Genomic DNA, 15062 nt, shown 5'->3' on the forward strand with positions numbered 1-15062 from the left:
CGGTTCTGGCCTTTTTTACGAAGGAAACGGGTTGGAGGCAAAAACCTGGACGTACTGCGGATACGGCGGATTGCCGCTGGTCGGCCCGAAACAGGCGACAAGCTCCAAGGACCCCATATCCAAAGCATAGGATTGGTATGTCGGATAATCGTCTATCGAACGGTAGATGGCGCCTGAACTTTTGGCGATCCCGTCCGTCCCGGTGTAGGAAATGATATCCTGCACATCCTGCAGGCCAAGGGTACCGCTGGATTCCAACTTGGATGCAATAAGTGTCGTGTAGCTCTCGTAGCGTTTCTCATTGGACGCCGCCCCGGGGAAATTATCCGTCGTCCCGGGCAACATGAAGGAATTCACCGCGACAAGGGTATCGGGGAAAGCCCACGTGGAACCGTCGCGGAGGATCGAGTCGTCGTACCGAAGGCCCTTAGCTTCCGGGTGCTCGATGTCATTCTCGAGAACGGCGGCACTGTTTTCATCGGCCAAAAAGGCAATGTAGGAATGCGTGTTTTGTCGCGTGGCAAGATAATAACCGACGCTGTCCAAGGTGTCGGCATGTTCAAAGGCATACCGTAGATCGGCGATATACGAGTCGGCCCCGACGGTCGTATAATATCCGCTTTGCATGTCGCTATCCAGGACGGCCCCGGAAAGATGGTTCTCACTGAAAACGGACAGGGGAAAGATCTGGCCGAGGATGCCGATACTTACGATGTCATAAGCGGCATCACCATTTCGATAAAGCTGGATATTATGCAACTCCGAGATTCCAGGCATATCGTACCAGTCCAGATTGCGACCGACAATGGTCGAACCGGTCGCCGAGGCCTGGCCAAAGACCGCGGTGGCCGAGCAGCTCCCCGGATCTATGACGTCATGCACGACTTCAAATAAAAGCAATTCATCGGACGACAGGATTCCATCACCGAGTTTGTCGACGGGAGAGTTGAAGACGGTCGTCATGCCGCGCAATTCATCCTGGTAGGCTTGCGGCATGTCCGCGACGAGATTCTTGGCTTCCGCGACAAGGGCCGACAGGTCCTTATGATCCGGCGCTGATTCGACGGAAAGAAGCAAAAAGTTGTCGATGGTGGCGCCGTATGTCGGCATGATGCTGAGAATTTCTTGCGCGTAGGCCTGTCCGACTTCGAAATGTGATCCACTTTCGAAGTCGAGAACCGTCTTGTAATAAAGATCATCAACTCTTTCAATCGTAGCAAGCGAAGCATTCGTCGACATGACAACCTCTGCAAGGGATTGCGGCATCCTAATTTTTATTTTCAACCGCAGTATTCATAGACACGAATATTTTGTCTACACATTCACGTATTTAAAGTGAATTGTCCAGAAATAAAATACGTTAGCCAGCCGGATGCCATCGGACAAAATCAAAGAAGCCTTCTCCGTCCGCAAGGGTATGATCAGCATATGGGGAACGTTTGGATAGGGCACCCTTTCCATTGCGGCACAATACCGTCTTGAATATTGCCCACAGCACCAAGCAGTATTTGCTCCTATCCTATATCGCTCAGGATAGTGCCTCCCCCCTGCCATCTCGCCAATACGCATTTCTTGCAAAGAATGTCTTACATTTCCTCCACACTTTCTCTGCACAGAAATAGTCCATAAAAAAATTGAGGAAGGGGAGAGCGCGAGAGGGGAAACCCTTTTTAAAGGGTTTCCCCTCTCGCATCATCCTCCCTCTTTCCTGTTTCAGTACTTCGACGGACACGTGCCGTCGCCGCCGGAGATGCCGTCGTTGTTCGATGCCGGGCTGTTGCCCGGGCCGACGGCGCGCAGGATCAGGTACCCGAGCACACCCGAGATCGTCGACGCGGCCAGGATGGCCAGCTTGGCCTTGGCGTCCAGGGCGCTCTGGTCGCCGAAGGCCAGCCCGGCGATGAAGATGGACATGGTGAAACCGATGCCGGCCAGACAGGCCGCGCCGTAGTAATGTCCGGCGCGCAGCCCTTCCGGAATGGCGACCAGGCGCAGCTTGAACATGGTCCAGCAGGCGAGAAACACGCCGGCCTGCTTGCCGATGACCAAGCCGGCCAGGATGCCGAGCGAAACGGGTTCGGCCAGGCCGCTGCCGGCCCCGGCCGCCAGCGGCACCCCGGCGTTGGCCAAGGCGAAAAGCGGCATGACGGCATAGGCCACAAAGGGATGCAGCCCGTGCTCGATGCGCGGCAGAGGAGGGCTGGCCTTGTGGCAGGCGTCCTCCACAGCCCCGATGGCGGAGAGCCTCGCCTTGTCGGCCAAAAGCGGCAGGCCGGACCCGTTGGCGTGTTCGAAACAGCCGAGCAAGCGCCGGACCTTGGCCACGAAAGCCTCGCCAGGAATGCGGGTCCGGGCCGGGATGGTCATGGCCGCCAGCACCCCGGCGATGGTGGCGTGCACGCCGGATTTGAGAAACGCCAGCCACAGCACGGCCCCAAGGAGCAGATAGATCGCGGGATGGCGCACGCCGGCCACGTTGGCCCCCAGCATGCAGACGAACATGGCCCCGCCCACAGCCAGACAAATAAGCGAGAGGTCGCCGCTGTAGAAAACGGCGATGACCAGCACGGCCCCGATGTCGTCCACAATGGCCACGGCGGCCAGAAACACCTTGAGACCGGACGGAACGCGCCGGCCGAGCAGGGACAGGATGCCCAGGGCGAAGGCAATGTCCGTGGCCATGGGGATGCCCCAGCCGGCGACGGACGGCGTGCCGGCGTTGAAAAAAGCGTAGAGCGCGGCCGGCACGGCCATGCCGCCCACAGCCGCCGCCACGGGCAGGACCGCCTGGGCCGGGGAATTGAGTTCGCCAACCAGGGCCTCGCGCTTGATTTCCAGGCCCACGGTAAAGAAGAAAACGGCCATGAGGCCGTCGTTGATCCAATGAAGCAGCGTCTTGGACAGGACCATGCCCCCGAAGCCGAAGGTGACATGGGTATCCCACAGGGCGAAGTAGGACGGGGCGAACCGGGAATTGGCCCAGACAAGGGCGATGATCGTGCAGGCGATGAGCACCAGCCCCCCGGAGGATTCCACCCGGCTGAAGCGCACGAAAGGGGCCAGGGCCTGCTCGATCAACGGTATCGCCTCGTGTTCCGTGGCGTCGGATGTGTTCATGGATCTCCTTGCGGCATGGTTTGCCATTGATGCCTTCAGGGTAACGGAAAACGCATGCTCCGCGCAACCGCCCGTCGCATGGCGCGCGGTTATGCAACACTGTTTGCGCTTGTTGCCGGGTGCCCATCGCGCTATAGGCCGTAACGTGGGCAACCGCCCGTTGCCGCATTCGCGGCCAACCGCAGCCCGGGAGGCATTATGCAGATGTTCGTTTCGTTGCAGCCCGTCATGGCGCTCATCGCCGGCATATTGATCCTGATCATGCCGCGCCTGCTCAACTATATCGTGGCCATCTACCTCATTATCGTGGGCATTTTGGGCCTGACCCACGGCCGATTCTGATCCGGCCCCGGTTGCCCCCGCCCCGGCCTTGGGATACAGGCGGCCAAGGATTTTTCCATGCCGTCTCTTCCCATTGCCCATAACGCCCCGTGGCTGGCTCCGCTGGCCGGGTTTTCCGATCTGCCCTTCCGGCTGCTGTGCCGGGAGTTGGGCGCGGCCGTGGCCATGACCGAAATGGTCAGCGCCAAGGGGCTCTTCTATGATTCTCGCAACACCAAGCGGTTGCTGGCCACCCTGCCTCCGGATTCGCCGCTGGTGGTCCAGCTGTTCGGGGCCGACCCGGACTACCTGTCCCGGGCCGTGACCGCGCTGTCCGGGGAGGGCTACGGCTTTTTCGACCTCAACTGCGGCTGCTCGGTGCGCAAGGTGGTGAAAACCGGGGCCGGGGCCGCCTTGCTCGGCGATCCGGACAAGCTTGTGGCCTGCGCCCGGGCCATGGTCGAGGCCGCCGGAGACGCCCATGTGGGCGTCAAGCTGCGCCTTGGCCCCAAGCCGCCCGATTTTTGCGCCCTGGCCCTGCGCGACCGGCTGACCGAAGCCGGCGTTGCCTGGCTGACCCTGCATCCCCGCCATGCCAGCCAGGGCTTTTCGGGCCGGGCGGACTGGGACAGTCTGGCCGCGTTCACAGCCGATGCCAAAGTGCCGGTCCTGGCCAGCGGCGACCTCATGACGGCCGGGGACGGGGCGGATTGCCTGGCGCGCACCGGCGCGGCGGGGCTCATGTACGCCCGGGGGGCTTTGGCCGATCCGCGCATTTTCACGCGCCACGCCAATCGCCTGCGTAGCGCCCAGGGCCTGCCCGAGCTGCCCCTCCCCCCCATTTGCGACGTCATCCGCCGCCATGCCGCCCTGTGCCGGGGATATGCCGACGACCGGCGGGCGCTTCTGCGCATGCGCACGGCCGTGCCCCGCTATCTGCGCGATCTTCCTGGCTGCCGCGCCTTGCGGGACAGGCTTTGCCACTGTACATCCTGGGAAGAACTTGACGCCATCATCGACGCGGCCGAGGGCTTGAGCCACGAAACGGCCGCGACAAGCGGAGACGCCTTATGAAATTGTTGCGCGCCGAAACCGCCGGCTTCTGCATGGGCGTGGACCTGGCGCTTAAAAAGCTGGCCGCCCTCATCGTCCCGCCGAAAGGTCCGCAAAGGACCGGCCAGGCCACAGCCCTCCTCACCTTCGGTCCCATCATCCACAACCCGCAGGTGTTGGCGGAATACGCGGCCAAAGGCGTGGGCGTGGTCAACGATCCGGCCGACATCCCGGCCGGGGCCACGGTCGTCATCCGCGCCCACGGCATTCCCGAGCCCGTGCGCCGGGAAATCGCGTCCCGGGGGGCCAGGATCGTGGACGCCACCTGCCCCAAGGTGAAAAAGGCCCAGACGCTCATTTCCGCCCAGGCGACCCAGAGCAAGGTGCTGCTCCTTTTCGGCGAAGCGGACCATCCCGAGGTCAAGGGGCTTTTGAGTTACGCCACGGCCGGGGCCCATGTCTTCGATTCCATGGAGGAACTCGAACGCATGGACCTGGGCGAAGGGCCGACCTATTTTCTGGCCGCCCAGACCACCCAGGACGAAATGGAGTTCATGCGCATCCGCGACTTCCTGAAAAAACGCTTCGGACCGGGGCTCACCGTGTTGTCCACCATCTGCAACGCCACCATGAACCGCCAGCAGGAGGCCATGGATCTGGCGGCCGCGGTCGACTTCATGGTTGTGGTCGGCGGGCGCGAATCGGGCAATACGCGACGTCTGGCCCAGGTGGCCCGGACCGCCGGCACCCCCTGCGTCCATGTGGAGACGGCGGACGAGCTTTCCCCGGACATGGTTGCCGGCAAACGCATAATCGGCTTGACAGCGGGCGCTTCAACCCCCAAGAAAATCATTGACAGCGTGCAACAGGCGCTGGAAGCTTTTTGATTGAAACGGCCTACGCGGGGAGACGACCATGTCCCAGACCAACATTCTGCTTGAAGCCGGCACCAATGAGCTGGAAATCGTCGAGTTTTTCATCGACGAGCCCGCTCCTTCCTCGTTCACCGGCGATACGCCGGAAGTCTCGGGCATGTATCGCGGCTACTACGGGGTCAATGTGGCCAAGGTGCTGGAGATCATCCGCTTGCCCAAGATCACGGCCATGCCGGAGGTTTCCCATCCGAGCGTGCTCGGCGCGTTCAACCTGCGCAACCACATCATCCCGCTGGTCGATCTGAGCGTGTGGCTCGACAAGACGCGCCAGGAGACGGACTCGCCCAAGGTCATCGTCACGGAATTCAACAACGTCACCACCTCCTTTCTCGTCTCGGGCGTCACCCGCATCCACCGCATGAGCTGGGAGGCGGTGGAGCCGCCCAACCGCTACGTGTCCAAGATGAGCGGCGACTGCATCACCGGCGTGGTCAAGCTCGAGGACCGCATCGTGTTTCTGCTCGACCTGGAAAAAATCGTGGCCGACCTCAACCCGAACCTGGGGTTGCGCCTGGACATGAGCATCGAATGGGACGCGACCAGCCGCTACCGGGCGCTGGTGGCTGACGACTCGGTGCTGGTGCGCGAGATGTTAAAGGACCTGCTGCAAAAGGCGGGCTTCGACGTCACGGCCGTGCAGAACGGCCGCGAAGCCTGGGAACTGCTGTTGCAGATCAAGGGGAAGTCCGAGGCCGAAAGCCGGCCTCTCAGCGACTACATCCACGTCATGGTGGCCGATATCGAGATGCCGGCCATGGATGGCCACAACCTGACCAAACGCATCAAGGAAGACCCCTCCCTCAAGCAATTGCCCGTGATCCTTTTCTCTTCGCTCATTACGGACAAGCTGCGCCACAAGGGCGAGGCCGTGGGCGCGGACGACCAGATTTCCAAGCCGGACGTCAGCCAGCTGGCCATGCGCGCCAAGGCGCTTATCGAACAGAAACTCGGGGCCAAGACCGCCGCCTGAGCCCTCCGGTACGCCCTTGCGGCGTGACCTCCTTTCTTCCTTGCCTCGGTGAGGTCGTCCGTACGCCGGGGCAAGAGTTGCCTCCAGCAGAGGCTCCCTTTCCGCCATTATGGACTGCCGGCCGTCCCCTCTTTATTTTCTTTCTTCCGTCCGGTAACCACAGCCCCTTCTGACATGATATTCCTGTCATGACCGGCGTGTAAGGACTGTCCCGCGCGACCGGCAAGGACCGCCCATGGACACGCCCATACGCCTTTTCCCGCCGGGACAGGGCATATCCCCCTATCTGGCCGATTGGCGCAAGGCCTTCGCCGACCTCGACCCCACGCGCGCCGTCACCGTCTCCTTTTGTTTCGACCGGGGAAAACTGCCTCCCGTCATCGAAACCGTTTGCCTGCCGTGGCCCGTCGATGCCGCCGACAGGCCGCGTGTGGAGCTTTTTAGCGCCGCCGTGGTCAACAATGTCCTGTGCCTGAGGGGAGCCCGTCGCGTAAGCATATTGGCCGATGACGCCGCCTTGGCCAGAAACTTGGCCGAGGCCATACGACGCCTGTTTATCCTGGGGCCGGACGATTTTTCCGATATGTCCTTGATTTTTCTGCTCCGCCTGGTCGAACGGGTCTTCGGCGCCGATTTCACCATCGACGCCGACCGGGATCATGCCTTGGCCCTGCTCCGAGACCACTGCCGCCTCGACGCTTCGGACGAAACGCCCCCAGCCGGCCCGACCGATATCCGACCGGGCACGGTGCTGGCCGTCAACATCGGCCAGCACCTGACAAGCCAGGCGCTCGTCAGGTGCGACGGGGCCGGCGGCTATGCCGTGGAAAGCTTTTCCCGCCGCCCTACCAGGGACGACCAAGGGGAACGGATGTGCCTCAACGCGGTCCTCCCCTCTCTTCGCGCCGAGGCCAAGGCTCTGGCAAAACAGGCCGGGCGGCCCATCGACGCGGTGGGCGTAAGCCTCTCGGCCACGGTCGTTGCCGGCAAGGTCCGCCCGGTGCCGGAATTCGGCCTTTTCGCCGAGTGCGGCGAGACGGAAATCCACGACGCCGACGCGACGTTGCGCCGGACGTTCGGGGACATCTTCCCCGGCCGGCCGGTGGCGGTGGTAAACGATGGCGAGGCGCAGGCCCTTTTCGCCTTCCATTACGGTCGGCCGGAGGCCCCGCTTGCAGCCGGAGCCGCGCGTCCGGGGGGAGTGCTGTCGGTGCGCCTGGGGAGTTGCCCGGCCATCCATGTCCTTGACGCTTCGGGCCACGCCGGGCCGGGGTTCCACGAATATGGCTGGCTGATTACCCGCTATGCACCCAACCCGGCCCAAAGCAGGCTTTTTTCCACCTCCCGCTTTCACCTTTCCCATTACGGCGTGGCCTTGGCGGCCCATGAATTGGGTCTCCTGGCCCGATACGGCCAGGACATCGAGACGGCCATTCCCTTTTTCCATGACGCCCTTGTCGGGGACGACCTCGCTCTGCGCCTCGAGGCCGCCGGCGTGTACGGGGTTCTCGGCGCGCATCTGGCCATGCTGGCCGAGGAAGTTTCCCGGCAAACGCCCCTCGGCTCGTTGCGCCTTTTGGGCTCGCGGGCCAATCACGTCGATGCGCCCGTTTTCGCGGCCATGGCCAAGGGATTCGCCGCGTTCGCGTCCGGCCATGCGCTGTCCGTGTCCGGCTTGCCGCTCAGGTTCATTGAAGACGCCTCTTCCTTCGCCGGCTTGGTCGGCGCGGCCCATGCCGCCTTGCGGCTCGCTTGAAATATTCCTTGCCGCCCCATGCGCGCCCCGGGCTTCTCGCCGGCTCGTCCCTTTTGACACGTCCCCGCCTTTATGCTTATCTGATGCGCCTTTTTTCAGAAAACCCATGCGCTTCGGAGGCGTTCTGCATGACTGATTCTCCCGCGTCGCAAGACGGCAACACCGTCAACGACATCAACTCCTTGTTGGAGCTGCCCATCCGTTATTGGAAGCAATGTCTGGCGGCCGTGATCGTCGTCGTCGCCGCTGCCGGCGGCTACGCCCTGTACGGCACGTACCAGAAGAGCCAGATCGCCAAGGCCGAAAACGAGCTTGGCGCCATTGTCACCGCCAAAAGCGGGGCCGAACGCTTAAGCGCCCTGGAAGCCCTGGCCAAGACCGCCCCGGCCGGCGCCCGCGACGGCATCAACCTGGAAATCGCCAAGACCGCCCAGGATCTGGGCGACTACGCCAAGGCCGCCGCCGCCTGGCAAACCGTGTCGCAAAACGCCCCGGCCGGCATGAAGACCGTCGCCACCCTGGGCTACGCCGCCACCCTGTCCAAGGCCGGCCAGAACGCCAAGGCCGTGGAAGCGCTCGAAAATCTGAGCGTCACCGCGCCCAAGGCCTTCACCTCCACCGTGGACCAGCAGCTTGCCGTCACCGCCGAGGCCGCCGGGCAGTGGCAAAAGGCCGTGTCCGCCTATGAACGGCTCAAGGCCGGCGGCCACATCACCAACGCCGCTTTCATCGATACGAAGATCAGCGAGCTCAAGGCCAAGGCCGAAGCCACGGCCAAGAAGAAAAGCTGATCTCGCGCCCTCGAAATACGTCCAGAAGATGTTTCGGGGATAATGCGTTTGGCTTCTATTGTTTCGTTAAAAGAACGACCAGAACTTGTAAGGCATGAACACGGGCCGCGTTTGGCGGCAACCCGCTTCCCGGCGCGCCGGGAATGGCAAGACGTCGGCGCGGCGTCCATTTTTCCGTCGGAGGTTTGTACGTGGGTAAGGAATTATTGACCGCGGCGGCCGGAGAAACGCTGCTTCTGCTCGGCAACGAGGCCATCGCCCGGGGAGCCCTCGAGGGAGGGGTCCGGTTCGTGACCTGTTATCCGGGCACGCCCTCGTCCGAGGTGCCGGACACGTTTTTTCGCCTGTCCAAGGACGGACCTTATTACTTCGAATATTCGGTCAACGAGAAAGTAGCCCTCGAGGTGGCCGGCGGCGCGACCCTGGCCGGGCTGCCCACCCTGGTGACCATGAAGCACGTCGGCGTCAACGTGGCCGCCGATCCCCTCATGACCCTGGCCTACGTCACGGCCCCGGGCGGGTTGGTCCTGCTTTCGGCCGACGACCCGGGCTGCCACTCCTCGCAAAACGAACAGGACAACCGCCTCTACGCGCGCCTCGGCGGACTGCCCTGCTTCGAGCCGGCCACGGCCCAGGAATGCAAGGACATGGCCCGCGACGCCCTGCTCCTTTCGCGCCGTCTCGAAGCGCCGGTGCTTTTGCGCACCACCACCCGCGTCAACCATGTGCGCGGCCCCGTGACCTTCGGCGCCCTGCCGGACACGCCGGCCGAAAAACCCTTTGCGAAAAATCCGGCCAAGTACGTGCCACTGCCCGCCTCGGCCCGGCTCATGCATGTGCGCCTGCTCGAACGCCTGGAAAAGGCGCGCGAAGCGGCCGAAACCTCGCCCTACAACACCGAGCGCGGCGCGGGCGACGTCGGCTTCATCGCCTCGGGCGCGGCCCGCAATTACCTCGCCGACGTGCTGGAAGAAGACGGGCTGGAAGGCGCGGTGCGCGTGCTCGAACTGGGCATGAGCTACCCGCTGCCGGAAAACCGCATCGCCGACTTCCTCGGCAAATGCCGCAAGGTGGTCATCGTCGAGGAACTGGAACCGGTGCTGGAAAACGAAATCCGCGCCCTGGCCCAGAAACGCGGCGTCACTGTGGAAATCGTCGGCAAGGGGCCGCATCTGCCACGCCTTGGCGAGTACGCCACGGTCAACGTGCGCGCGGCGGTCAATGCCGCCCTCGGCCGTGAGACCGCCGCCGTCGAAACCCTGTCCGTGCCGGCCGACCTGCCGAAGCGCCCGCCGAACCTGTGCGCCGGCTGCCCCCACCGGGCCGCCTACTACGCCGTGCGCGAAGTCTTCGGCGACGACGCCGTCTATTCCTCGGACATCGGCTGCTACACGCTGGGTTTTCTGCCGCCGTTTCGGGCCGCCGACTTCCTTTTGTGCATGGGCTCGTCGATCTCCGCCGGCGCGGGTTTCGCCCGGGCCTCGGGCAAGCCCGTGGTGGCCTTTATCGGCGACTCCACCTTCTTTCATTCCGGCATCACCGGCCTGATTGACGCCGTGGCCTACAACCACGACATCCTGATCGTGATCCTGGACAACCGCACCACGGCCATGACCGGCCACCAGCCCAACCCCGGCGTCGACACCACCATCTTCGGGGAAAACCCCAATCCGGTGGACCTGTCGGCGCTGATCAAGGCCTGCGGCATCACCCCGGTCAAGGTCAACCCGCTCAACCACAAGGCGACCATCGCGGCGCTTACGGAATTCGCCGGCCAGTCCGGTCCCCGCGTGCTCATCGCCGAGTACCCCTGCCCCATCCATGCCCGGCGCGTGGGCCAGGCCAAAAAGACCCCACCCGCCCGGGTGACCGGCGATCCGGCAGCCTGCCTCACCGTGCGCGACAATCTGGCCTGCCCGGCCTTCGCCATGGTGGAGGGCGTTTTCACCATCAACGCCGAACAATGCGACGGCTGCATGTACTGCGTGCAGCTCTCTGCCGACATCAAGCCCGGCAAGAAGGAGGCCCGATGAACCGCGCGCGCATTTTCCTTACCGGCGTCGGCGGCCAGGGAACCCTCACCGCCACCACCCTGCTCGCCCGAACCGCCCTGGACGCGGGACTGCCCGTCACGGCCGGCGAGATCCACGGCATGGCCCAACGCGGCGGCGTGGTGGAGTCGACCATACTGATCGGCGGCTACAAAAGCCCGGTCATCTCCAAGGGCGAGGCCGACGTGCTGCTCGGCTTCGAGCTGCTCGAAACCCTGCGCGCCCTGCCAATGCTTAAGCGCGGCGGGATCGTGGTCGGCAACAGTGAATCCGTCCAGCCGGTCGGCGTTTGCCTCGGCCGGGAATGCTACCCGCCCCTCGACGCCGTGCTCGAAACGGCTCGCGGCTTCGCCGCCCGGGTGGTCATGGTGCCCTGCATCAGCCTGGCCGAACAGGCCGGCACGGCCAAGGCCGCCAACATGGTGCTGATCGCGGCGGCGGCGGCCTGCGGCGCGCTGCCCTTCGGCGTCGACGCCCTGGTCCGGTCTGTGGAGAAATATTTGAAACCCAAAATCGTCCCGCTCAACCTCAAGGCTCTCGAGCTTGGGGCCGCGGCGGCTGCTACGGGTCAGGCGGCGTGATCGATCCGCTCACTTCCTTCGACAGCGCGGGCCCGGCCTTCTATCGGGCGCTTTCGCGCATCGCGGCCGTAACGGGTCCCGGCCGGGCCGTGCGCCGGGGGCTCGAAAACGCCCTGGTCATCCTGGTCGAGACGCTTGGCTATCGGCGCGCCTGTCTGGAGCTGCACGACCTGCCCCAGGAAGGCGCGCGCATCATCCTGTCCCACGGCAAGGACCAGGGGCTGGACCATCTTTATGGCCCGGCCCCGTTGTCCACCGGACAGGTCATCGGTTCCGGGCGGTCCCTGGTCCTCCAGGACATCAAGGACCACCCGGACTTTCTGGGCCGCCCTCCCGAGGAGTTGACCAGCCTGTCCTACATCTGCGTGCCCGTAAGCGTGCCCGAGCCGGACGGACAGGTCGAGGGCTTCGAACCGGTCAGCCGCACCGGCGTGATCGGGGCCTTGAGCGTCGACCTGCCCAAGGCGCCCATGGTCTTTCTGGAAGCCCAGCGGGAATTTTTGACCGTGGTCGGCGCGGTCATCGGCAACGGCGCATTGCGTCTTCGCGACGAGCTGGACCGGTCCCGACGCCGTCCGTCCGTCGTCCCCCAGGCCTTGGAGACCAAACCGGAAACCGGGGAAGCTCCGGCCGCAAGTGAAATCATCACACCTGTGGCCGCGTCCAAGAGCATGCGCCTGGTGCTGCGCCAGATCGCCCAGGCGGCCGATGCCGGCGATCCGGTGCTCCTTCGCGGCGAGGAAGGCACGGGCAAGGAGACCCTGGCCCGCTACCTGCACGCCCAGGGCGACCGTCGCCATCGTCCCTTCGTGCGTCTGGCCTGCGGCGACAAACCGGCGGAGGCCGTGCTGGAAGCGCTTTTCGGCGTGCAAAAAGGCGAGCGCTCCAAGGCCACCCGGTCCCGCCGGGGAATCTTCGAGCTGGCCGGCGGCGGCATCGTCTTTCTCGACGACATCGACGAGCTGCCCGTAAGCGCCCAGAAGCAGGTGCTGCGCATCATCCAGGAAGGCTTCGTGGAACGGCTCGGCGGCGAAGCGCCGGTGCCCGTGGATGCCCGCGTGGTGGCCGCGACCCGCACCTCCCTGGAAGACGCCCTGGCCAGGGGCGAATTCCTGGAAGACCTCTATTACGCCCTGGGCGTTTTCTCGATTTTCGTGCCGCCGCTTCGGGAACGCACCGGCGACATCCTGCCCCTGGCCGAATGCTTTCTGGAAGAGTTTTCCCGCCGCACGGGCAACAGCGTGCGCCGCATCTCCACTCCCGCCATTGATCTGCTCAACCAGTACCATTGGCCGGGAAACGTCCGCGAACTGGCTCACTGCATGGAGCGGGCCGCCACCTTGTGCGACGAGGCCGTGCTGCGCACCTACCACCTCCCCCCCACGCTGCAGACCGGGGAATCCTCGGGCACGGAACCCTCCCTGTCCTTCGGCGAGGCCGTGGCCGATTTCGAGACCGAACTGCTGGTGGAGGCTCTCAAAAAGGCCAAGGGCAACATGTACCAGGCCGCGCGCAACCTGCGCGAGAGCTATCGGGTGGTCAACTACAAGGTCAAAAAGTACGGTATCGACCCCAAGCGATTCACCCCGGGCCGCCACGGCTGACAGGCCAGAAAACGGTTTACCCGGCTCCTCCAACCGCGTACGATCATATACCAATCCATCTCCCATCGGAGGTTTCATGGCCAGCCGCGCCAGTCACGACTACTACCGCGACGACATGACCAGGATGCCGCCGCTGCGCTCCATCGCCCAAACCCTCTGCCTGGACCGCCGCGTGCGCAAGGTCACGGCGGCCGAGGCCTATGCCTTGGCCAGGAAGCAGCATGACGTCATGGATACGGACCTGCCGGTCTATCCTCCCGCGGCCCGGCGTCTCGGGCTGCCCGAAGGCGCGACGGTCATCGACAACTGCCACGGCCGCATCGTCGGCCGCACGGCCAAGGCCCGGCGTTTTTACAACCGCATGGAGCCGAGCGAACGACGCAAGGTGGAGGCGGACCTGCGCGAGGCCGTCTACGAGATGCAGCGCTATCCGCTGATCAAGGCCGAGGCGATTCTCGGCCTCGACGCCGATCTCATGATCAAGGCCACCATCGTGACCACCGAGGATGACGCGGTCAACGTCTTCAACTGGCTGGCCAACTTCACCCCGTACGAGGAACTGGCCGAGGTCTACGCCAAGAGCCCGGTCCTGCCGATTCCCGACATCCTGGTCGTGGGGTTCAACCATTGGACCACGCGCGACCCGTATTATCACAACGAGGGCGGGCCCCAGCTGGCCCTCGTCGACGAGGAAGCCAACGTCATTTTCAACCTCGGCATGCGCTATTTCGGCGAGCGCAAAAAAGGCACGCTCACCCTGGCCTGGACCTCGGGCATGCGGCTCGGCATGGCCGCCTGCCACGGCGGCATCAAGGAAATCGATTTTTCCGGCTGCCAGGACGCGGAAGTGCAAGCCAAGGGCAAGCGCTCCATCGCCTTTTTCGGCCTTTCCGGCACGGGCAAGTCGTCCCACACCAATTCCCACGACAACGGCGGCACGCTGCCGGCGGGCTTTTCCAAGGTGGTGCTCCACGACGACGCCTTCCAGATCGACTGCGCCGGCAAGGTCTGCCGGGTCTGGGAGCCCACGCTGTTCGACAAGACCGATTCCCGGCCGCTGGGGCATCCGGACTGGCGCTACACGATTTCGGCCATGAACCTGGCCTTGACCGAGAATGACGGTAAGGTGCTGCCGCTCGGGCAGGACGTGCGCAACCCCAACGGCCGGGCGCTCATCGACCGCGACCTGCTCGGGGCCTACGTCAACCGCTGCGCCTTTCCCGACATCATGGTCTGGCTCATGAAGGACACCTGCCTGCCGCCGGTGGTGCGTTTCGCCGACCGGGGACTGGCCGTGGCCATGGGCGCGTCGCTGATGACCCGGCGCAACCTGGCCGAGAACGTCAACGAGGACGAGCTCAAAAAGCTCGTGTTCGAGCCGTTCGCCAATCCCTTCCGGGTCTATGAGCTGTGGAAGGACGTGGAGGCGTTTTTAAACGTGTTCGTGGCTGGAGCCGTGGGCTACGCCTTCAATTCCGTGGGCTTTTGGAAGTCCTCGGACCGGGACCTGCGCAATATCCCCCTGGCCACGTCGCTGACCTTGCAAACCGCCTTGCTTCTCGATCAGCTCGAGTGGCGCGACTGGGACCTGCTCCCCGGAGCCCAGATTCCGGAAAAGGAAAGCGTCGAGCGGCTCCTGCCGGGCTATGCCGCGACCTACGACCCCGAAAATGTGGAAAACCGCGAACGCTATCTGGAAACCCTCAAGGACCGCTTTCACCAGCGCCGGGTGTTCCTGCAGAATTCCGATCTGCACAACCAGCCGGAACTGCTTATGAAGCTTGTGAATGCACTTATGGCCCGGGCGTAATAGCCGGTAAGAACCACCCCATGCGCGCCGCTGCCGGCTTTTCGTTCTCTAGGCCGTCCCGGATCGGGGACGA

The 15062-nt window shown here is 64.0% G+C and carries 12 protein-coding genes; 10 read left to right on the forward strand and 2 right to left on the reverse strand.

Going from position 1 to position 15062, the window contains the following annotated elements; genetic code table 11:
• Window positions 1–15: 15 nt before the first annotated feature.
• Both DESFRDRAFT_RS08805 and nhaA read right to left on the reverse strand, forming a co-directional pair.
• Window positions 16–1239: a C45 family autoproteolytic acyltransferase/hydolase gene (locus tag DESFRDRAFT_RS08805; RefSeq protein ID WP_005993138.1), complete on the reverse strand. Its 1224-nt coding sequence runs from the start codon at window positions 1237–1239 to the stop codon at window positions 16–18.
• 474 nt (window positions 1240–1713) lie between these two features.
• Window positions 1714–3117, reverse strand: coding sequence for a Na+/H+ antiporter NhaA (nhaA, locus tag DESFRDRAFT_RS08810; RefSeq protein ID WP_005993140.1), 1404 nt, complete (start codon window positions 3115–3117; stop codon window positions 1714–1716).
• Window positions 3118–3315: 198 nt separating this feature from the next.
• Here nhaA and DESFRDRAFT_RS21240 point away from each other — a divergent pair, with 198 nt between their 5' ends.
• The 10 genes from DESFRDRAFT_RS21240 (at window position 3316) to DESFRDRAFT_RS08855 (ending at window position 14989) form a co-directional block, all read left to right on the forward strand.
• Window positions 3316–3459, forward strand: a complete 144-nt coding sequence (locus tag DESFRDRAFT_RS21240) for a DUF3096 domain-containing protein (RefSeq protein WP_005993142.1) — start codon at window positions 3316–3318, stop codon at window positions 3457–3459.
• Window positions 3460–3516: 57 nt separating this feature from the next.
• Entirely contained in the window at window positions 3517–4512 is a 996-nt protein-coding gene (locus tag DESFRDRAFT_RS08815) for a tRNA dihydrouridine synthase (protein WP_005993143.1), read from the forward strand.
• Entirely contained in the window at window positions 4509–5378 is an 870-nt protein-coding gene (gene ispH / locus DESFRDRAFT_RS08820; RefSeq protein ID WP_005993144.1) for a 4-hydroxy-3-methylbut-2-enyl diphosphate reductase, read from the forward strand. Before DESFRDRAFT_RS08815 ends, ispH begins: the two co-directional genes overlap by 4 nt.
• Window positions 5379–5406: 28 nt before the next feature.
• Window positions 5407–6396, forward strand: coding sequence for a chemotaxis protein (locus DESFRDRAFT_RS08825; RefSeq protein WP_005993145.1), 990 nt, complete (start codon window positions 5407–5409; stop codon window positions 6394–6396).
• Window positions 6397–6631: 235 nt separating this feature from the next.
• A complete protein-coding gene (locus DESFRDRAFT_RS08830; protein WP_005993146.1) occupies window positions 6632–8152 on the forward strand; it encodes a hypothetical protein in 1521 nt (506 codons plus the stop codon).
• A gap of 128 nt (window positions 8153–8280) precedes the next feature.
• Window positions 8281–8943 carry a tetratricopeptide repeat protein gene (locus DESFRDRAFT_RS08835; protein WP_005993147.1) on the forward strand — a complete coding sequence of 221 codons (663 nt, stop codon included), beginning with the start codon at window positions 8281–8283 and terminating at the stop codon, window positions 8941–8943.
• Window positions 8944–9134: 191 nt separating this feature from the next.
• Entirely contained in the window at window positions 9135–10976 is a 1842-nt protein-coding gene (iorA, locus tag DESFRDRAFT_RS08840; RefSeq protein ID WP_005993148.1) for an indolepyruvate ferredoxin oxidoreductase subunit alpha, read from the forward strand.
• Window positions 10973–11575 (forward strand): indolepyruvate oxidoreductase subunit beta, encoded by a 603-nt coding sequence (locus tag DESFRDRAFT_RS08845; RefSeq protein ID WP_005993149.1) that lies wholly within the window; start codon window positions 10973–10975, stop codon window positions 11573–11575. The genes iorA and DESFRDRAFT_RS08845 overlap by 4 nt, the downstream gene beginning before the upstream one ends.
• Window positions 11572–13179 (forward strand): sigma 54-interacting transcriptional regulator, encoded by a 1608-nt coding sequence (locus tag DESFRDRAFT_RS08850; RefSeq protein ID WP_005993150.1) that lies wholly within the window; start codon window positions 11572–11574, stop codon window positions 13177–13179. The genes DESFRDRAFT_RS08845 and DESFRDRAFT_RS08850 overlap by 4 nt, the downstream gene beginning before the upstream one ends.
• Window positions 13180–13255: 76 nt before the next feature.
• Complete coding sequence (locus DESFRDRAFT_RS08855; protein WP_005993151.1) at window positions 13256–14989, forward strand: phosphoenolpyruvate carboxykinase (ATP); 1734 nt, start codon at window positions 13256–13258, stop codon at window positions 14987–14989.
• The last annotated feature ends 73 nt before the right edge of the window (window positions 14990–15062 follow it).

Origin of the sequence: Solidesulfovibrio fructosivorans JJ] (assembly GCF_000179555.1) — a bacterium.
GTDB lineage: Bacteria > Desulfobacterota > Desulfovibrionia > Desulfovibrionales > Desulfovibrionaceae > Solidesulfovibrio > Solidesulfovibrio fructosivorans.